This window comes from Streptomyces pratensis (genome assembly GCF_016804005.1).
In the GTDB taxonomy this organism is placed as follows: domain Bacteria; phylum Actinomycetota; class Actinomycetes; order Streptomycetales; family Streptomycetaceae; genus Streptomyces; species Streptomyces pratensis_A.
Map to the genome: position 1 here is coordinate 3,792,061 of NZ_CP051486.1, position 19,412 is coordinate 3,811,472.

Consider the following 19,412-nt stretch of genomic DNA (forward strand, 5'->3'; position numbering starts at 1 on the left):
TGAGAAGGCGTGAGCCGTTGCTGCCACCGTGGCCGGAACTGTCGCCAGGGCAGCGGCCAGTGCGAATCGCGCGCCGTTCAGCGGCAGGGAGCCTCCACGTCCAACCCACCCAGGTAACGATCCCGTTCCCGAGTGGACAGGGGCTGGCTCACCAGCACGCACAGCAAATCCCGCCATGGCTCCACGCCGACCGTACGGCGGACGACCTTGCGGTCGGGGCCGAGAGTGAGGATGTCGTTGCCAGGCCCGGGGACGACCTGAATGCCGGTGCCGGACTCCGCGGACGTGGCTGGGGGATCGGTGGTCCATACGTCGAGCTGATCGCCGCTGCTCGCGTCCAGGATGCGCACGCCTTGGGCGCTCTCGGTGCTGTAACCCTGGAACACCAGCCTGCCGTCCCGGCTGAACGCCGCGTCGTTGGTCATTTCCGGCAGGTACCCCGTGGAGCGTATCTGCTGACCGGAGTCGAGGCGTACGACGTACACATGGCTTTCGTCGGCGGAGAAGGCCGCCTGGTTCCCCTCGTGGTCGACGCCGCTCGTGCCCAGGGTCAGGCCCAGGCTTTCGTCCGGCAGGGTGGTGTGGGCGGTGTGCTCAAAGGAGTGGTGGCCGTCCCAGCGCCAGGCATCGACATCGGCGCCGTTCAGCAGAACCAGGGTCCTGCGGTCCCCGCTCAGGGCGAGGTCGCCGGAGACCGCCGTCACCGTGTTGCGGGTGCAGGTCCGGGTGTCGAGGACTTCCACGGTGCCGTTCCAGTCGCCGACGAGGTACCGGTCGCCGGGCAGGAAGAACACACCGGGGCTGTTCCCGTCGAAAACCCGGTCGATGGCCAGGCCGCAGCCCGTGCGCTTTCCGGTGCGCAGGTCCCAGATGTCGAATCGCCCTGTGGCTTCACCGTTTTCCACACTCCGCATGCCGACGTACCGCTTGTCCTCGCTGAGCGCGTAAGCCGTGTCGCCACCGTTCACGGACGAATTGGCGTACGGAATCGCGCCGAGGCGCCGGTTGGTGCGCGGATCCCAGAACTCGGTGTGCCTCTCGGTCCGGTGCACCGCCATCCGTCCGTCGGGCGTCAGGTCCCCGATGGTGAACTCGCGGTCACTGAATGCGAGTCGCTGCCCCCGTCGGACCTCTGTGGTGAAGAGGTTGAACTCGCCGCCGTACGATCCGACCGCCACGTGAGCGCCGTCGGCCGACACGGCGAGAGTGCCGGCTGGCCGGACCAGGCGGCCCAGAGTCGTACCGGGCCGCAGCGCGGCGTCATAGAGCCGAACAGTGCCGTCGCGCCCGCCCACCACGACAGTCCCCTCGCCTTCGGCGACCGTCATGTTCTCGTACGCGCCCAAGGACCGTTCGGCGATAAGGCGGCGCTGTTCCAGGTCCCAAATCTCGGCGCGCTTCGGCGTCCGGGTCAGGGCCTTGCGCGCCCCGTCGAACAGCAGGACCGCGCTGTGCTTCACAGCCCCCGCCGGGTCGCTGGTCATTCCGGGCAGGGACAGGGCCACCTCCCAGCGCGCCGAGTCCGTCAGGAACTCCCGGACCTCCTGACGGCCGGTGTCGACCAGGGTCATCCGGGAACCGTCCGCGGAGAAGCCGAGCCCGACCCTGGTGTCGCTCACCGGAAGCCGGGTGATCTCGCGCCCGTCGGACGCGCTCCACACGACCAGGAACGCCCCACCCCCGGGAGTGAAGTGCGAGACCGCGACCCACCGTCCGTCGGGCGAGAGGGCGAGGGCATGGAGCCCTATCACGTTGCGGGCGAGGTTCTCCGTGTGCCCCGTGGCCATCGTGCGCAGAAGCTTGCCCGTCCGGGTATCCCACAGCTGGAGCCGGTTGAGGGAAACCTCCGCGGCCAGGATGCGGCCGTCGCGACTCAGCGCCCTGGGCCTGCCCTTGGCGTGCAGCACACGCGACTGGCGGGCGGAGCCCACGTCGTAGAGGCGTACGCCCGTTACCTCGTCGAATGCCGACTTGTACGCGGCTGTCGTACCGTCCGCGCTGAGGACGACGTCCGTGTCGGCCTCGTTGCCTACGCTCTGCATGGGCAACACGGAGTCGACGTCCGCCCGCAGCCGGCGCGTGGCGTGCGGCGCGGCGGCCACGGCCTGGGCCAGAGCTCGCCGGGACTCGGGGGTGGACCGGGTCTCGTCGGCGTAAAGGGCATACTGTGCGGCCTGGTTGGGACTGGTCGCAAGCAACTGCCCGGAGCGGGCAGCCAGTGCCTGTGAGGCAGAGACGCGGGCCTGCGCGACGGCCTCGTCACGCTGTCTGCCGGCGTCGACGAAGCCGTGGACCGCGAGCATGAGCAGCGCCACGAGCAGGGCCACGCTCGACCAGCCAAGCCGTTTGACGAACCGGACCTGCCTGAAGTCATCGTGCTCCAATTCCTCCTTCGGACGGCCGTGCAACGGTGCCGCCAGGGTGGCGACGGCAGCGCGAAACGGCGGGTAACGCAAGGAGAGATGACCTCGTTCCTCGATCTCCCGGAGATCTACCCAGAGCGGCGCGGCCGTGAAATGGCCAGCCAGGTTCCGTGGCAGGCACGTGGTCTTCCGCCAGTCGAAGTCTTCAGCCGAGTCGTCCCACTTGATCTCACCACCCACGACGGCGATCAGCAGGTGCTCCGTGTCGCGCTCACGCAGCCAGTAATCGATTTCCTTGGCCACCCAGGGCGAGGCGGCGGCGTCTGGGGAGGCGAGCAGGATGAGATAACGGGAGCGTGCCAGTTCGCGCTGAATCGACTGCCACAGATCGTGGTTCGCGGGCAGGCCGGTGATGTCGCGGAACACGCTCATCCGCATGGCCCGGAAGCGCGGAACGGCCAGCCGCTCCAGACCTCGCTGAAGCTGTTTCGCGAGCGGCGCGTTCTTGCTCTGGCTGTACGAGATGAAGGCGTCGCGTCGCCTCTCACCGTCCGACGCGGCAACTCGCGCCTCAGCCTGTTCCACGGCCTCCCCCGTATCCCGTCCCCGCGTTCATGTCATCCCTCTCCGCGTGGGACTGACTTCCATGCGTACCAAACCTATTGAGTCCCTACGAGCCCACCGACCGGGATCGATATCAGGGTAGGAGCCCGCGATAAACGAACGCATGACGTTGCCACCGCGGGTCGTCACCGCCATCTTCAGTGCGGTCGACCACCAGCTAGGCACGCATGTGCGAGGCCATCGAGTAGCCGAGCACTCGGCGTGAGCAGATGTCGATGACGCAGGTGAGATACAGCCACGCGCCACCGACCTGTGCGTATGTGATGTCGCCGCACCATGTCTCGTTCATACGTGCGGCGGTGAAGTCGCGTTGAACGAGGTCCGGCGCGGGCGGTGCGAGCCGGTCCGGGACCGTGGTGCGCTTGCGGCGCCGCGAATGGCGGCCTTCGAGCTCGTTGACGCGCATCAAGCGCTCGACGCGCTTGTGGTTGACCGTGTGCCCGAAGCCGCGCAGCTCGGCATGGACGCGCCGGACACCGCAGGTGCCCTTGTGCTCGGTGTGGATCTCACGGATCTCCACGAGCAGGGCGTCGTCGTCGGCGGCCTGCCGCTCCTGGCGATTTTCGCTCCGGCGATCCACCGGTGGTAGGCCGAGCGCGGGACCCGAAGGACCCGGCATATCCGCTGGACGCCAAAGGTCTCTGCGTGGGTGGAGACGAATTCCCAGCGGCAGGTCTTCACTTCATCTCCTTGGCGAAATACGCCGCGCCCTGCCCTGCCCTGCGCAGGATCTCGCGCTCGAGCTCCCCTTCCTTCTCCGCCTTGCGCAGCCGGCCGTTCCCCGCGCGCAGCCGGGCCAGTTCCTGATCCGGGCTCTCCGCGCTCTGCTCACCATGGCTATGAGCGCGGCCCGGGTACTCGTCGGCCTGGCGCACCCAGCTCCGCAGCGCCTCGCCGGGCACCGCGACGTCTGCCGCGACCGCCGCGTATGTGCGCTTCCCGCCCGCCGCGCGACAGAGCGCGACCGCGTCGTTCCTGAACTCCGCCGGATACGGAGACTTACGTCCCACCAGGACACCCTTCCTCGGATCGAAAGATCCATTGCCAGAGTGTCCACAGCACCGGGGTCACCTCAGTACGGCGTCCTCCCCGTACTCGGGATATCCCGTTGGCGCCACCATCCGCCTCCAGCAGCCCTTGGGCTCCGTAGCAGCGCAACTGATGAGTGTGGACCCCCGTCCGACGACTCGGTTCCCCGATCCGAACCGCTGCCTCACTTGACCTTCACACCGGTATCAACGTTGACGATGCCGTCATGAACGACAACACCGCAACACCCGTGACCATCATCGGACTCGGCCTGATGGGCCAGGCGCTCGCCGGCGCGTTCCTGAAAGCCGGGCATCCCACCATCGTGTGGAATCGCACTTCCTCCAAAGCCGACCAACTGGTGGCCCGGGGCGCACGGCTGGCACCAACCCTTGGCGACGCGATCGAGGCCGGTTCCCTGACGATCATCTGCGTCACCGACTACCCGGCCCTGTACGAGCTGCTCGACGCGGACGATGTCGAGCTGGACGGCTCGACGTTGATCAACCTGACCTCGGGAAGCTCGTCCCAGGCCAGAGAAGCCGCCCGATGGGCCGAGCAGCGTGGTACCCGCTACCTGGACGGCGCCGTCATGGCCGTCCCGTCGGCCATCGGCACCGCCGATGCGGTGATTCTGCACAGCGGGCCGCAGACGGACTTCGCGATACACGAGTCGACACTCGGCGCGCTCGGCACGGTCACCTACCTGGGGGCGGACCATGGGCTTGCTTCGCTGTACGACGTGGCCGGCCTGGCCATGATGTGGAGCATTCTGAATGCCTGGCTCCAGGGCACGGCCATGCTCAGGACGGCAGGCGTCGACGCCGCGACGTATGCACCGTTCGCGCGACAGATCGCCGCCGTTGTGGCGGAATGGCTGCCTGGATACGCCGAGCAGATCGACAGCGGCTCCTTTCCCGCCGAGGTCTCCGCCTTGGAGACCGACGTACGGGCGATGGAGCACCTGATCGAGGAGAGCGAGGCAGTGGGGGTGAACGCCGAACTGCCGAAGTTGCTCAAGACCATGGCAGACCGGGCGATCGCCGCCGGACACGGCAAGGAGCAGTATCCCGTGCTGATCGAGGAGTTCGGCAAACTCCGCAACGATTGACCGACCCCGAGGCCGGGATCCAGCCGGCGCGGGGAAACGGGAGTCCGCGCCGGACCGCCTCATCATCACGACCACCGCCCGGACTACTCATGCCGAATCATCCGACCATGGGACGGGTGATCGTGCTCAGAAAGCCGGCGCAGAAGGCGTGATGCGATCCGGGCGTGCTGCTGGTCGAGACCGTCCGAAAGGCGGGCCTGGACACCGCGATATCGGTGGCGCTCGCGAGCCGTGGCTCAAGCCGCGGGCCGTCCACGATCCGGGTAAGGCCCTCCTGGACGTGGCTTCGGCGGTCGCCTTGGGGGGACTGCCTCGTGGATGTCGGCATGCTGCGGGCCGAGCGAACTGTGTTCGGGACGGTGGCCTCGGACCCGACGGTCTCCGTCTCATCGACAGCCTCGCCACCTCCGGCGAGAAGGCTCTGGCGGCGATCCGCGCCGCGCGGGCCGAAGCCCGGTCACGGGTCCGGGAGTTGGCTCATGGGAATGCGCCCGACATAGGGGGCGGTGACCGTGGACCTCGACGGGGTGCTGTTGGCCGCGCATTCCGAGAAGAAGGACGCCGCACCCACCTGGAAGCGGACCTACGGCCACCATCCGCTGCCCGGTCGGGGCGGTCATGGCGGGCGTCTTGGAAGGCGTGGCGGGAGGGCGGGCACCGGCCGGGAGGAGGAAGCGGGGGGCGGAGGGTGCTTCCTCGTCCCGGGCCGGTCGGCGCGCTCAAGCGCTGGCGCCGCCATCGACAACGAGGTCGTGGCCGACGACGAAGCTCGCGGCGTCGGAGGCGAGCCACAGCACGGCCGCGATGATCTCGTCGGGCCGGGCCAGACGGCCCAGCGGGATGGTGCCGTTGAGGCGCTCGGCGCGTTCGGTCTCGCTCTCGCCGGGCAGGAAGGTCATCAGGGTGTCGGTGGCGCCGGGGCTGACGGCGTTGATGCGGATGCCATCGGACACGTGGTCCAGAGCGGCGGCGCGGGTGAGTGCGGAGACGCCAGCCTTGGAGGCGGCGTAGGCGCCGGTGCCCGGGTAGCGCAGGTGGTCGCCCATGTTGGAGGCGGTGTTGACGATCGTGCCGCCGCCGTGGGCACGCATGTGCTGGATCTCGTACTTCATGGTGAGCATGACGCCGGTGAGGTTGACGTCGAGCTGGGTGCGCCACTGCTGCTCGTCGATGTCGCCGGCCGGGCCCCCGGCGGTGAAGACGCCGGCGTTGTTGTGCGCGACGTCGAGGCGGCCGTGCCGGGCAGCGATGGTGGCGATCAGCTCGCGCACCGAGGCGGCGTCGGTGACGTCGACCGGGACGACTTCGGCGATTCCTCCGTCCTGCTCGATCAGCTTGACGGTCTGCGCGGCACGGTCGGCGTCGCGGTCGCCGATCACTACGGTCGCGCCGCGCGTGGCGAAGGCGCGGGCACTGGCCTGTCCCATGCCGCGGCCGGCGCCGGTGACCAGGACGACCTTGCCCTCGAAGGCGGATGACGACAGGTCGTGCGGGGCGCCGGAGGAGGAAGGCATGGCAGGGCTCCTTGCTGAAACAGGGAAGAGTAGTGCGTCGAACTTTTCTGTATCGATCGACACAGAAATAATGCAGAGGTCGCCGATCAAGGTCAAGCGTTATCTTTGACGAGCACTACAGAAATCGGCGGCGCCGCCCACCCCGGCCCCGAACCGCCCCGATCGGAAGGCGAAGGCCATGACCGGCAGAGGACGCCCCAGATCCTTCGACCGCGACCAGGCACTCCAGCAGGCTCTGATGGTGTTCTGGGAACGCGGCTACCACAGCACCTCCATGGCCGATCTCACCCAGGCCATGGGCATCAAATCGCCTAGTTTGTATGCCGCGTACGGCTCCAAGAAGCAGCTCTTCCAGGAAGCCGTCACCCTCTACAGCAGCACCGAGGGTGCCCACACCCGCCGCGCCCTGACCGAACAGCCCACTGCCCGCGCTGCGGTGGAGGTCATGCTCCGCGACAACGCCGTCGCCTACACCGACCCCGCCACCCCCCGCGGCTGCCTGGTAGTCCTGGCCGCCCCGCTGCCCGCCGACGCCCCGGCCGTCGCCACCGGCCTCGCCCAGATGCGCGCCGCCAACCGCGAGGCCATCCGTGCCCGCATCGCCCGAGGCATCGCCGAGGGCGACGTCCCCGCCACCGCAGCCCCCGACGCCCTCGCCGACTTCTGCGCCGCGGTCCTCAACTCCCTCTCCCTCCAAGCCCGCGACGGCGCCGACATCGCCACGCTGGGCAACGTCATCGACATCGCCATGACCGCCTGGGACGCCGCGACACACACCTGACCGAGGCCCCTGCTCCGGCCTGCCGTACCACCGGCACCCGAACGGCTTTCCGGTAGCGCGACGCTGCAAGCCCCGGACGCGCTGACGGCAGAAGGGAGCCCGGAGGGCGGGCCAGGACCAGACCGTCAGGCAGCACGTCACGCAGCCCTGCGACGTGCCCGCCGTCGGCACCCGGCCGCTCGCAGACGCTCGTGTCAGGCTTCTTCCGCGCCGTCGGGTCGTCGCAGCGGCCGCAAGCCGCCAATTCGCGGACGAGCCAGTCACCCAGGTGCCCTCCCCCCACCTCCCTGGTAGCGTGCGCCGCCATGTCATCGGAACTGGAACGCCCCCCGCGCCAAGCGGATGAACGCACTGCGCTCGTCGGCTGGCTGGACCTGCAGCGGAAGATTCTGCGCTGGAAATGCGAAGGGCTGAGCGACGAGGACGCGCGCCGCCCGGTCATCCCGACCTCACCGGACATGACGATGGCCGGTCTCATCTCCCACATGCGCTGGACCGAGCACATATGGCTGGAAGTGGTGTTCCTCGGCGGCGACAAGAAGCAGAACCCCGCATTCGACGAGTCAAGCAAGAACGCCGACTGGAACACCGACGGCCGCCCCCTCGCAGAGCTCCTTGCGGAGTACGAGGCCCAGTGCACCCGCAGCAACGCGATCATTGACGCGGCCGCCCTGGACGACACCGGCCGCCACCCCGACTTCCACGACGGCAGCGCCAACCTCCGCTGGATACTGATTCACCTCGTCGAGGAGACGGGGCGACACGCAGGGCACGCGGACATCGTCCGGGAGCTACTCGACGGCACGAAGGGCTACTACTAGCGGAGCTCCGCGAATCGGGGCTTCCCTCAGGAACCAGGCCAACACGCCGCACCACCCATCCGGGAGAGCCCGTCACCGGTGATCTTCGCCTGATGCCGCGCGCGGCGAACCCTCGTCTTCGCAGTTCAAGACTTCGACCAGCGACATCACGCACCAGACCTCAGTAGCCTGTGGCCAGGTCGGAGGTGAGGCGGCCTGCGCTGGTTCAGAAGTCTGCATCCCGAGGCGCACGGTGGTGTGCCGGGCGGACACGTCGTGCATCGCGGTGAGCTTCTGCTCGGGGGAGGCGAGGCTTGCCTCCTCGACCGCGACCGCTCGGCCCCGAAGGGGAGACGAAGGGACCACCGGCGGGGGTAGTACTGTGCTGGGTGGTATGTCAGACACGGCTCTTCCAGATTCAGCTGCCCGCGCCCCCGAGGCCTCCTCCGATCACGTGGGCATTCCGCTGCACTGGCTGAAGACCGACGATCAGGAAGCCTCCGTGGCGCACGTCCCCGCGGGCACCGACATACGCGTCCTGTTGCCCGACCACGAGCGGTTCGCATCGCTGCGTGAGCGGCTGACGAGGGAGGGTGCCGCGGTCCGGGCGGTGAAGTACTGGACGGAACAGGAGCTGGTCTCCACAGCCGGGGCTGCCCCCGGCGCGGGCGAGTTGCACGTGCGGACCGGGGTGGCCTACACGGGGCCGGCCGGGGCGACCCGTGGCGACGGAGACGACGCGGCGGTAGCACGGGACGCCTTCGAGATGATGTGGCGGATCCACGCGCCACAGGCCGAGGCAGCGGCCCACGGCACGAGGACACAGGAGGTGGTGCCCGCCGCCTGGATGCCCTTCCTGCCGCACGCCACTCTCAACCCCGCCCAGACCCAGGCTGCGCCGGCGGTGCTGGAAAGCAAGGAACACCTACTGGTCGTCGCGCCGACCGGTGCGGGCAAGACCACCATCGGCATGCTCGCAGCGCTTCGGGCCATTGTGGACGAAGGACGCAAGGCGGTCTGGCTGGTGCCGCAGAGATCACTCACGGACGAGCTGGAGCGGGAGCTGACGGCCTGGCGCGGGCAGGGCCTCCTGGTCGAACGCCTTTCGGGCGAGTACAGCACCGACGTGGACCGGGTGCGCCGGGCGGACCTGTGGGTCACGACGACTGAGAAGTTCGAGGTCCTGTGCCGTACGTCCTCACTCCGGGAGGCGCTGGCCGAGGTCGCGTGTCTCATCGTGGACGAGGTGCACCTGCTCGGCGACCCGGAGCGTGGGCCCGTTCTGGAGGCTGTCATGGCCAGGGTCCGAGACGAGAACTCGCCGGTGCGCATGATCGGCCTGTCCGCCACGGTCTCCAACGCGGAACAGGTCGCGGAATGGCTCAACGCCCGTCTCATCCGCATCGCATGGCGCCCCAGCCGTCTGACGTGGCAGCTGCCGACCGTGCCGACGTCCTCGGACTGGAGTGCCGCGCAAGCCTCGCGAACCCGCATGACCAACAGCCTCGTCGCCATGGTCACAGCGGACGACGGGAGCGTGCTGGTCTTCTGCGGGAGCAAGTACAGCGTGCGCAGCACGGCACTGGCGATTGCGGCGAGCCGGGGCGTGCCGACCTCCGGTGTCCGCCCCGACGATCTGGAGGGCGTGCGAAGGGTCTGCGAGGCGGCACGAATAGGCCTGCACTACAAGGACTGGGAGCACAAGCGGGAGGCCGAGCGTGCCTTCCGGGAGCGTCGCGTCGATGTGCTCGTCGCCACCTCGACGGTGGCGGCCGGGGTGAATCTTCCTGCGAGGGCGGTCATCGTCCGGGACACGAGGATCGGTATGCGGGACGTCGACATCGCGACGGTCCAGCAGATGTTCGGCAGGGCGGGGAGGCTGGGTGAGGGAGAGGACGCGGGCTGGGCGTTCATGATCGTCGACGAGACGGAGAAGCGTCACTGGCAACGGCAGCTTGCAGGCGGATACCGAGTGGATTCGCAGATCAACTCGAGCCTCGCGGATCATGTACTGGCCGAGATGGTCCAGGGGCGGATCCGTACGGTGGAGGACGCCGGGCGGTGGTGGTCCGGCACCTTCGCCCAGCACCAGGGCAGTCACGACACCGAGCCGCTGATGCGGGCCCTGAATTTCCTGGTCGGGGCGGACTACTGCCGGTACACGGATGACGGCGACGCCCAGGACGGCATCGTGCCCACCGAACTGGGCATGGTGACCACACGCGTGATGGTGCCGACCTCCGTCGGATACCAGATCCGGTCCGCTCTCGCCCGTACCGCGGTTCCCCGTGATCCGGACACCGCGGAAGAGACTCTGATCTCTCTCGTATCGACGTTCGTGCCGAAGCTGACCAGGGCACCGATCGGCGAGAACCTGAAACCCGCGGTGGCTCTCCTGCTGCGCACCAGGGGGGAGACCTCCCGTCTGTTCGAGCCCTCAGCAGCCGCTGCCGAGGAGTGCCGGCAGCCCTATGCCCCCGGGGACCTTGCCTGCGCGGCGTTGCTCACGGTGGCGAACAGCCCGCTCGAATTCGTTCCCCCTGTGTCCGACGTCTCGGGTATTCCGCAGGCGACCCTGCGCCCGGTGCTCGACGACGCCCCCCGCTATCTGCACTGGATCGGTTCCCAGGGCTACCTGGGGACCATTCACCCTTGGGCGGCCATCGTGGCTGCGGACCTGAGCCGACGTGTCCGCTGGCGCGGTTGCGGAGCCACTCGCGGCAGCGGGCGGCTCTTGTGGATGTGCGAGAACATGGCGACCCCCGTGCACGCGGAGGCTCAGGTACCCGGGATGTGGAGTGCCGCCCGTGACAAGGGCCTGAGGAGCCCGGACTGGGACACCAGGACACCCCCGAGCGGAAATCGACTGGACCCGTCGTCGTATGCCACGTTGCTGCGCGAGCGCATCGGTGAGAACGAACTGACGGTGCGTGGGCGCCAGGTGCGTGTGCGTGCCGCGACCCGCCGGACCCTCACCACGTGGAACGGCAACGAGTGCAGTGTCCGGGCCGTGCAACGGGGCGGGCCGGAGTACCCGCTCCCGGACAGCGGGGAACTTGGGAGCGGACCGGATCAGGGGGCGGCGCTCTTCTCGTGGCGCGGCGATTACAGGGCGACGGGGTGGCTGGCCGATTACACCTGTCTGTGAGGCGGACGTCACGTGACCGCGACACCATCCGTCCGATCAGGCCGGCTGAGCCCGCCCGTTCAGTAGACGCGTCCGGGCAGGGCCATGAGAGCGCTGCACGACGCGTCGGTGATCCGCCGGTCCTCGCCCCGGACCCGGGTGACGCCTGCCGCCGGCAGGATGAGCGCGGTACTCCTCTCCTTGTCGGGGCATCAGGGGAGGGGGCGCGGGCAGCGCACCCCTCCCCGCCGCTCAGCCCTCTGTCCAGCCGTGGTTCTTCGCGAACTGGAGCAAACCGTCGCGGATGTCCACGATCTGGGTGCCAGTCAGCGAAGGAGCAGCAGACAACAGTACTTCCGTCACCTCGTGCAGATACTCGTTCGCGGCGAGCACATCGCACAGTGAATCGTCGGCGTCCGACCGCTCGGCCGGGACAGGCCCGGCCGCTGTCGGTGCTGCAGGCGCTTTGACCTCGGCTCCCTCCGCGAGCCGGACGGACGAAGCCTTGAGCCCGCGGTCCCCTTGCTCCACCTCGAATTGCACGGCGATGCCTGAACGCAGGTAGTGCTCTGGCACCAGCAGATCATTCACATGCAGGAAGACGTCTTCCCCTCCGTGATCCGGAGCGATGAACCCAAAACCCCGAACACCATCGAACCGCACTACACGACCGGTAACCATGCCATCAACCCCAAAAGAAACCGGGCCCCTTGCCCGGATGATTTCCACGCTTCAGAAGATAGGCCAGCGCCACCCCGTGAGGCCAGGGCGCTATCGGGCCGGAGAGGGATGTCCTGTGCGCTGTCCGCTGTTCCCGTTGCGACAGGACCCCTGTCGGGACGCGACCCCGCCGGGATCGCCAGGACGGACGAACGGTGGACTGCCGTCCGAAGAAGCCGGCCGTCCCCGGGCCCGCGCCGGCGGCGCCACCCGTGCGGCGGGCGCCCTTCGCTGCCGCACCGGCGGTGCGGCACGGATGCGGAAGCCGCCGAGCCACGACCTCCCGTCGGGCTGCGGCTGCGATTCCCTGGGAATCATGCGGCGGCGAGGTCCAGGATGTACTGACCGTAGTCGCTCGTCGGCCCTAGGCTGTCGCCTATCGCGGACAACTGGACCGAGTTTATGAACCCCATCCGATAGGCGATCTCCTCGATACAGGCGATGCGAATCCCCTGACGCTTCTCGATGATCTGCACGAATGTCGCCGCTTCGAGGAGGCTGTCGTGAGTTCCGGTGTCGAACCACGCGCTGCCGCGACCGAGGTTGACCAACCGGGCGCGGCAGCTTTCCACGTAATTGAGATTCAGGTCGGTGATCTCCAGCTCCCCCCGCGGCGAGGGGGTGAGCTCGGCGGCCATGGAGACGGCGTCGTTGTCGTAGAAGTACAGCCCGGTGACCGCGAGATTGGACGTCGGCTTCTCGGGTTTCTCCTTGATGGACAGGATCTTCCCGTCCTCGTCCAGGTCAGCTATGCCGTAGCGTTCCGGATCGGCGACGGGGTACCCGAACAGGGTGCAACCACTGAGGCGTTCACGCTCGCGTTGCAGGAGTGTCGGGAGCTGGTGGCCGTAGAAGATGTTGTCACCGAGGACCAGAGCGATCTGCTCGTCCCCTATGAAGTCGCGGCCTATGCGAAGCGCGTCGGCCAGCCCGTCGGGATGTGGCTGCGAAGCGTAGTGCAGGTCGAGACCGATCCGGTGCCCGTCGCCCAGTAACTCCTGGAAGGCTCCGCTGAACCTGGGGCTGCTGATGATCAGGATCTCCCGGATTCCCGCGTGCATGAGAACCGAGAGCGGGTAATAGACCATCGGCTTGTTGTACACGGGAAGTAATTGCTTGGAGGTTATGCCGGTGACCGGCCTGAGCCTGGTCCCCGACCCCCCGGCCAGGACAATTCCACGCATGATTCACTCCGATATCTCTGGATTCTTCATGGCAGCAGAGGGCGCCACCAGGAGCTGTTCTCCCGGTACCAGTCGGCTGTTTGGCGCAGTCCTTCCGAGAAGGGGACCTGAGGTGCGTACCCGAGCAGTCGAAGCTTGCTGTCGTCGAGGGAGTACCGCTTGTCGTGGCCGAGTCGGTCCGGTACCGACTCGATCATTTCCGGACCGAACCCGAACTCTTCGAGCAGTAGGTGCGCGAGTTGCAGATTGGACAACTCCGAACCGCCACCGATGTTGTACACCTCTCCTGGAAGGCCGTGTTCCAGAACTTGCCAGATTCCCCTGCAGTGGTCATCCACGTGCAACCAGTCCCGAATGTTGTCGCCGTTTCCGTAGAGCGGGAGGGAGCGGCCGTTCATGAGTTGGGTGATGAATCGCGGAATGACCTTTTCCGGGAACTGATAGGGACCGTAATTGTTGGAGCAACGGGTGACAGATATGTTCATGCCGTACGTCCGCGCGTAGGCCAGCGCGATGTGGTCGGCACCCGCTTTGGACGCGGCGTAGGGAGAGTTCGGGTCGACGGGCGACTCCTCGGTCCAGGAGCCCTTGGCGATCGATCCGTAGACCTCGTCCGTCGACACGTGGATGACGCGTGGAATTCCTGCGCCACGGGCCCCTTCCAGCAGCGTCTGCGTACCCACCAGATTCGTACGGATGAATGCGCCCGGGCCCTCGATGGAGCGGTCGACATGTGTCTCGGCGGCGAAGTGGACGATGACGTCATGGCCCGGCAACAGAGAGCGGAGCAGCGTGGCGTCGCAGATGTCCCCGTGCACGAAGGACAGGCCGGGGTGACCGGCCACGGGAGCCAGATTCTCCATGTTCCCGGCGTACGTCAGTGCGTCGAGAGCCGTTATCTCCACCTCGGTGCGGCCCGGGAAGGAGCCGCCGAGCGCGTGCCGGACAAAAGCCGAACCGATGAATCCGGCGGCTCCGGTGACAAGAGCGCGCATTGGTCTCCTTGACTGTTGATCCGATGCCCTGCGATCCGTGCTCGGTGCCCGCCTCACCGGGCGGTCACGCGGTGGCGCCCACGCTTCCGCGGGTGCGCCAGCGCTCGACCCATTCCTCCAGGATTTCCGCTGCCTTCTCGGTGCCCTGCTCGGCACGCACGGACTCACCGACGTCGTGTGCCCGCTGCCGGATGCTCTCGTCGGTGAGAGCGGCGCCAAGGGACTCGTCGAGGCGCTCGGCGGTGAACTTCTGGAAGGGGATGGGCTTCGCCGCCACCCCGAGCGCGTGTACCTTCGCCGCCCAGAACGGGCTGTCGGCGAAGGTGGGCACGACCACCTGGGGCCGGCCGGCGCGCAGTGCCTCACCAGTGGTGTTGCAGCCGCCATGGTGTATCACGGCCGAGGAGCGAGGCAGCAGCCACGGGTAGTGCACGTCGTCTACCCGGAAGACATCTTCCGGCACGGTGGCCGGTCCGCCCCCCACCAGGACGAGCCGGCGCCCGTGGGAGCGCACCACGGCCAGCACCTTCTCCAAGGTCTCCGCAGGTGGGTGCACCGGCCAGATGCTGCCGAAGGACAGGGTGACCGGGGGAGTGCCGAAATCCATGAAGTCGACCAGTTCCCGCGGCGGGGTCCATTCCCGGTCCCAGAACCAGTAGCCGGTGATGTGCGAGAGCCCGGGCCAGTCGGAAGGCTCGGTGAACAGGGACCGCGTCACCGGGCAGAGCAGCGGAACGTCCTTGCCCAGACTTCGGTACGGTGCGCCGAAGGGCAGTTGTGGCAGGTTCGCGTCCTTCCGGAAATTGCGGATGGTGATCCAGTCCAAAAGCCCTGCCATCCGGTGGGTCAAGCGGTTGTAGGGCCTGCCCAGATTCGCCTGCGGGGCGATCATCGCCGGCCACTGCGCGGTCGGGTTCAGGGGCCACCAGGTCACCGAGCCCCAGGGGGTGCTGCCGTCGGACTCGAAGGAGATGCGGCTCAGGATGCTGTTGACCACCAGGTCCGCGCCCGCCGTCGCCTTCGCCACTTCGGCCGCCAGGTTCTGGATGTGCTCCGCAGTCGGCCGTGGAACCTTTCGTGCGGCGCGGAACAGGGACGCGCCCTGTTGCAGTGCCTCGGCGAGCGCGGGGTGGGCCAGGAAGTCACGTGGGCTGCCGGGGAGTTCGATGAAGTCCAGACCCGCCTCCCGCACCAACGACTCGAAATCCCCGTGGGTCGCGAGGGTCACCGTGTGCCCTCGAGCCTTGAGTGTGGTGCCCAGGGCGATGAACGGCTGGACATCGCCTCGCGATCCCAGGACGACTAACGAGGCGCGCATGAACCCTCCATAGAAAGTGAGACGGCTTCTGCCAGGCATGGTCAGTAGGCCGAGGTGTAGCGGTCGAGGATCCGGTCGAGATAGTCCGGCTCGGACACCGAACGCATGGGCGGCAGCAGCCCGCACAGTTTGGCCGTCGACACCCTGGTCAAGGTGGGGGTCGTGTCGATGACCTCGTGCCGAGCGGTGATCCCCATGCGCCGTTCGATTCCCCGCACGACTGCCTCGATCGGCTGCGGCACGCCCGAGGCGACGTTCACGATCTCGCCCTCCAGCTTCTGTGCGAGCAGCCCGTCGACGGCCCGGACCACGTCGGCCACGTCCACCAGGTCGCGGTGCGCGCCCCGATGCAGCTGTACGGTCCCGCTGCGCACCTGCCCGACGAGTGAAGGCAGCAGCTGGTGGGCCCGTTGCATTCGGCCCACGACATGGCTCAGGCGCAGTGTCAGCCACCGTGCACCGGACTCGGCGATCGAGCGCTCCAACCGCAGCTTCTGCCTGCCGTAGGGCGATTGCGGGCTCACGTCCGCTTCTTCGTCCAGGGCGACTTCCGTGCTCCCGTACATCGCGTGGGAGGCAGTGGACAGGTACACGACCACATGGCCCGCACGGTGGCACCGGTCGGTGATCTCGCGCACCAGGGCCTCTTCGCGGGCGAACTCCTCGGGTGCCCGGACGCTGGTGCTGGAAACGCCGGCGGCGACAACCGTCGCGCCCGGGTGCCGGTGCGCGATCGTGGCCAGGTTCTGTGCGATGAACCCATGACCGATGACTTCCATCAGGCCTGACCCCCCGCTGTGACACGGTGGGCGGAGGCGGAGATCCGGTCGAGGAGTTCGGCGGTACGCAGCGCGGTCGTGGCCCAGTCGTCATGTCCGGGATCCGATCCCGTGGATCTCGACCGCAGAACGGCCTCCACGAACGACGCCGCCGATTTGGCGAACTGGTGCTCAGCGGGGAATGTGATCTCCTCGGCGTGATCCTGTTCGTCGATGCGTATCAGGGGTGCCATGGTGGCCGGCGGGGTGAAAGCCCGGTCGACGGACAGCCGCCCCGTGCTGCCCCATAGTGTGTAGTGCGCCCCGTAGCTGTGCTCGAAGCCGAAACTGAGTGTCACGGTCTCCCCGGTCGCCGCCACGAGCACAGCGCTGCCCGCCACGTCGACGCCGGCGGCAGGGTCCTCCTTCAGCACCGCACCCACGACGGTGAGTTCATCACCCAGGAAGTACTGGGCCAGCCGTACGGGGTAGAGCCCGGCGTCGAGCAGGGCGCCGCCGCCGAGGTCGGCCCGGTAGCGCACATCGGTTTCGGGCAGCGGCGGGAAGCAGAACGCCGCGTCGATGTGCCGGAGGCGTCCGATGCGGCCGGCCCCGACCAGCTCGGCGACCCGCCGGTGCAGTCCGTGGTGGATGAACGCGATGTTCTCGCGCAGTACCAGTCCGCGGTCTGCCGCCAGTCCGATGAGTGCGGCGGTGTCCGCCGGGCGGATGGTCAGAGGTTTCTCGGCGAGTACGTGCTTGTCGCTCATGAGGAGCCGGTGCACCCACTGATGGTGCAGCGAGTTGGGAACGGAAACGTAGACGGCGTCGATGTCGTCGCGCTCGAGGAGTTCCTCGTAGCCGTGTACGGCGGCGCAGCCGAAACGGGCGGCGAAGCGTTCTGCCTTGTCCCGCTCACGGCTGGCGACGGCGACGACTGTGCTGTCGGGAACCTCCTGCAGCGCGGTGAGCGTTCGTCGCCAGGCGATCGAGGAAGCGCCCAGGACGCCGATGCGCACCGGACCGGATTGATCAGGGCTGTCCATCGGTCATTTCCCCATCGGCCGGAGGGTCAGGCTGTGCAGGCAGGCGGTCAGGCTCCTGGCCTGGATGTTCACGAGGTGGCTGTGCTGAATCAGGTCCGCAAGCTGATGCACGGTGAGCCAGCAGAAGTCGTCGGGGGCCGTGATGGCGCGATCCGGATCGGCTTCGACGACGAGGTAGCGATTGCGGGTGTGGAAGAACCGACCGCCCTCCTCGGACAGCACGGTGTCGAACCGGATGCTGTCCTCGGACGCCTGAAGCAGCTCGTCCAGGAACGGTGGCCGGGCGTCCGGCGGCATGCCCTGGTAGTCCTGCGGAGTGCACTGCAGGGTGGGAGCCACCTCGACCACGTCCAGGAATCCCGGCTCTGCCTTGATGTTGGCCAGGACGTGGAGCACTCCCTCGATCCGCTGTGTGAGGAAGGCCGCCACTCCGAGGTTGCGCGCCTCGATCATCGGCTGGGTCCAGCTCCGCACTTCACGGCTGCCCGCGCGTACGTCCACGGCCATCACGTCGAAGAACAGGCCCGCCTCGTGCGAGATCCGGTCCGCCGACCGGTGCCAGCCTTCGATGCCGGCGAGGCCGGTCGGCTTCGCGTCCATCTCGGAGCTGACGCGGGCGCCGGTGATCCAGTGCTGTATCTGCCGGGAGGTGCTGAGCGAGCCCTGGTCCGCGCTGAGCGATCTGACCAGTGCGGACCGGAATTCATCGCCCTCGAAGGGATGGGCCGCGAACAGGCCCGTGCTCGAAAGCGGAAGGCAGGACAGGACGGTGCGCGCGTCCATGTTCACAAGATCATCAATAGACAACAGATCGTGCAGCTGGCTGACCGAGAGCCAGTAGAAGCCCTCCAGCACCTCGATGTCTTCGCTCACCTCGACGATGATGTTGCGGTTGCGCTTGCGGTAGAACCAGGATCCCTGCTCCGACTGCAGTACATCGGTGATGACGTGCTGCGGCGGCGCCTCGCGAAAGTATTTCAGGTAGGGCACGGATTTACCGCCGTGCACCCCTGTGTAGTTGCTCCTGGTCGCCTGCACGGTCGGTGAAAGCTGCACGCCGTTACAGTTCCCGGGTTCCATCTTTGCCTGCATGAGGCAGTGCAGTACGCCGTCGAATTCCTTTACCAGAATTCCCAGTACGCCGATCTCCGGCTGACTGATGATCGGCTGCGACCACCGGTGCTGTGACAGTCCCTGCCCGGCCCGTACATCAAGGCCCCTGACAGAGAAGAAGCCGCCACTGTCGTGGACGATATTTCCCGTTGCGGTCTCGAACCGCCAACCGGTCAGTGCGTCGAAATCAATTCTTCGGACAGACGACGAATCGCTGTCTCTGTACCTGGTGAACCAGCGGTGGAAATCTTGCAGACCCGTCGCAGTGGAGCTGTCTGCCCATAAGGATCGCGCTATCCGCATGGATAAGGTGGAGTCCTGCGTCTGTAACGCTGATGGAGAGTCCACCGAGGTACGAGTCATCCTTAACTCCCTCGACTTTGACGTGTGGGATGCCGGAGTGGACGACCGCCGCTGATCTGCGGCTCGTTACCGGTGGCCGGGTGGGCTTTTCGGTCCCTGAAGAGAGTGCTATTTCTTCCCGGTGACGCCCTGGATCTGCGTCATGCCCGCTTCAGCCAAGCGCGAGTGGTCCGCCGCTGTCAACCCGCCCCTGCTGTGAATGTCGGCCTGAGAACTCTGCGATGAGTCATGTGATCAAGGTCACATGGCTGCTCAGCTTGTATGGTTTAGCTTTAGGGAAGTGATCGCTGGGAGGGGGGCAAGGGCTGTCATTTGTTACGCATCGGTATTCCTTGTTGCGCACCGGTCTCGACACGTCACGGTGCAGGATCGCTGTAGAGTCCGACTGAGTTGGCGGGGGCCTCGGATGGTGCAGGCGACCAATTCGGGTACCCATCGCCATCGGCTTCCCGCAAGCCAAGAGTTCCCTGGTGAGCGCACGTTTGCGCCGTCACCGTCCAGGGCCGGCCGGTGCGGGCATCGGGCGCCGGGATCGGCGCTGAAGCCTGGTTCCCGCGGTGACACTG

At 67.4% G+C, this 19,412-nt stretch carries 15 protein-coding genes and 1 pseudogene; 5 read left to right on the top strand and 11 right to left on the bottom strand.

Annotated features, from left to right (window positions below; all coding sequences use genetic code 11):
• Nucleotides 1-77: 77 nt before the first annotated feature.
• From HED23_RS15465 to HED23_RS15475, 3 genes are all read right to left on the bottom strand, one after another.
• Nucleotides 78-2,948 carry a toll/interleukin-1 receptor domain-containing protein gene (locus HED23_RS15465; RefSeq protein WP_203183997.1) on the bottom strand — a complete coding sequence of 957 codons (2,871 nt, stop codon included), beginning with the start codon at nucleotides 2,946-2,948 and terminating at the stop codon, nucleotides 78-80.
• A gap of 196 nt (nucleotides 2,949-3,144) precedes the next feature.
• Nucleotides 3,145-3,567: an IS3 family transposase gene (locus HED23_RS15470; RefSeq protein WP_203183998.1), complete on the bottom strand. Its 423-nt coding sequence runs from the start codon at nucleotides 3,565-3,567 to the stop codon at nucleotides 3,145-3,147.
• Between the two features lie 97 nt (nucleotides 3,568-3,664).
• A complete protein-coding gene (locus HED23_RS15475) occupies nucleotides 3,665-3,997 on the bottom strand; it encodes a transposase (RefSeq protein ID WP_203183999.1) in 333 nt (110 codons plus the stop codon).
• A gap of 245 nt (nucleotides 3,998-4,242) precedes the next feature.
• Here HED23_RS15475 and HED23_RS15480 point away from each other — a divergent pair, with 245 nt between their 5' ends.
• Complete coding sequence (locus HED23_RS15480; RefSeq protein ID WP_203184000.1) at nucleotides 4,243-5,127, top strand: NAD(P)-dependent oxidoreductase; 885 nt, start codon at nucleotides 4,243-4,245, stop codon at nucleotides 5,125-5,127.
• Between the two features lie 164 nt (nucleotides 5,128-5,291).
• A pseudogene (locus HED23_RS15485) lies at nucleotides 5,292-5,796 on the top strand (transposase); the annotation flags it as partial.
• A gap of 50 nt (nucleotides 5,797-5,846) precedes the next feature.
• On the opposite strand, the gene HED23_RS15490 reads toward HED23_RS15485, so the two are convergent.
• The gene (locus HED23_RS15490; RefSeq protein ID WP_203184001.1) at nucleotides 5,847-6,641 is read right to left on the bottom strand and encodes an SDR family NAD(P)-dependent oxidoreductase; all 795 of its coding nucleotides are present in this window, start codon (nucleotides 6,639-6,641) and stop codon (nucleotides 5,847-5,849) included.
• Nucleotides 6,642-6,819: 178 nt separating this feature from the next.
• Between HED23_RS15490 and HED23_RS15495 the strand changes: the two genes are divergently transcribed.
• The 3 genes from HED23_RS15495 (at nucleotide 6,820) to HED23_RS15505 (ending at nucleotide 11,370) form a co-directional block, all read left to right on the top strand.
• A complete protein-coding gene (locus HED23_RS15495) occupies nucleotides 6,820-7,422 on the top strand; it encodes a TetR/AcrR family transcriptional regulator (RefSeq protein ID WP_203184002.1) in 603 nt (200 codons plus the stop codon).
• A 305-nt stretch (nucleotides 7,423-7,727) separates the two neighbouring features.
• Nucleotides 7,728-8,243: a DinB family protein gene (locus tag HED23_RS15500; RefSeq protein WP_203184003.1), complete on the top strand. Its 516-nt coding sequence runs from the start codon at nucleotides 7,728-7,730 to the stop codon at nucleotides 8,241-8,243.
• 433 nt (nucleotides 8,244-8,676) lie between these two features.
• Nucleotides 8,677-11,370 (top strand): DEAD/DEAH box helicase, encoded by a 2,694-nt coding sequence (locus tag HED23_RS15505; RefSeq protein ID WP_238441967.1) that lies wholly within the window; start codon nucleotides 8,677-8,679, stop codon nucleotides 11,368-11,370.
• Nucleotides 11,371-11,601: 231 nt separating this feature from the next.
• Here HED23_RS15505 and HED23_RS15510 read toward each other — a convergent pair whose 3' ends face one another.
• The 7 genes from HED23_RS15510 to HED23_RS15540 all read right to left on the bottom strand — a co-directional run bounded on the left by HED23_RS15510 (nucleotide 11,602) and on the right by HED23_RS15540 (nucleotide 18,846).
• Entirely contained in the window at nucleotides 11,602-12,030 is a 429-nt protein-coding gene (locus HED23_RS15510; protein ID WP_203187499.1) for a cold-shock protein, read from the bottom strand.
• A gap of 353 nt (nucleotides 12,031-12,383) precedes the next feature.
• On the bottom strand, nucleotides 12,384-13,253 hold the full coding sequence (rfbA, locus tag HED23_RS15515) for a glucose-1-phosphate thymidylyltransferase RfbA (RefSeq protein WP_203184004.1): 870 nt from the start codon (nucleotides 13,251-13,253) through the stop codon (nucleotides 12,384-12,386).
• A gap of 26 nt (nucleotides 13,254-13,279) precedes the next feature.
• A complete protein-coding gene (rfbB, locus tag HED23_RS15520) occupies nucleotides 13,280-14,248 on the bottom strand; it encodes a dTDP-glucose 4,6-dehydratase (RefSeq protein WP_203184005.1) in 969 nt (322 codons plus the stop codon).
• 64 nt (nucleotides 14,249-14,312) lie between these two features.
• The gene (locus HED23_RS15525; protein WP_203184006.1) at nucleotides 14,313-15,566 is read right to left on the bottom strand and encodes a glycosyltransferase; all 1,254 of its coding nucleotides are present in this window, start codon (nucleotides 15,564-15,566) and stop codon (nucleotides 14,313-14,315) included.
• Nucleotides 15,567-15,607: 41 nt separating this feature from the next.
• The gene (locus HED23_RS15530; protein ID WP_203184007.1) at nucleotides 15,608-16,345 is read right to left on the bottom strand and encodes an NAD-dependent epimerase/dehydratase family protein; all 738 of its coding nucleotides are present in this window, start codon (nucleotides 16,343-16,345) and stop codon (nucleotides 15,608-15,610) included.
• The gene (locus HED23_RS15535) at nucleotides 16,345-17,370 is read right to left on the bottom strand and encodes a Gfo/Idh/MocA family protein (protein WP_203184008.1); all 1,026 of its coding nucleotides are present in this window, start codon (nucleotides 17,368-17,370) and stop codon (nucleotides 16,345-16,347) included. The genes HED23_RS15530 and HED23_RS15535 overlap by 1 nt, the downstream gene beginning before the upstream one ends.
• A 3-nt stretch (nucleotides 17,371-17,373) precedes the next feature.
• Entirely contained in the window at nucleotides 17,374-18,846 is a 1,473-nt protein-coding gene (locus HED23_RS15540; protein ID WP_203184009.1) for an NDP-hexose 2,3-dehydratase family protein, read from the bottom strand.
• Nucleotides 18,847-19,412: the final 566 nt, after the last annotated feature.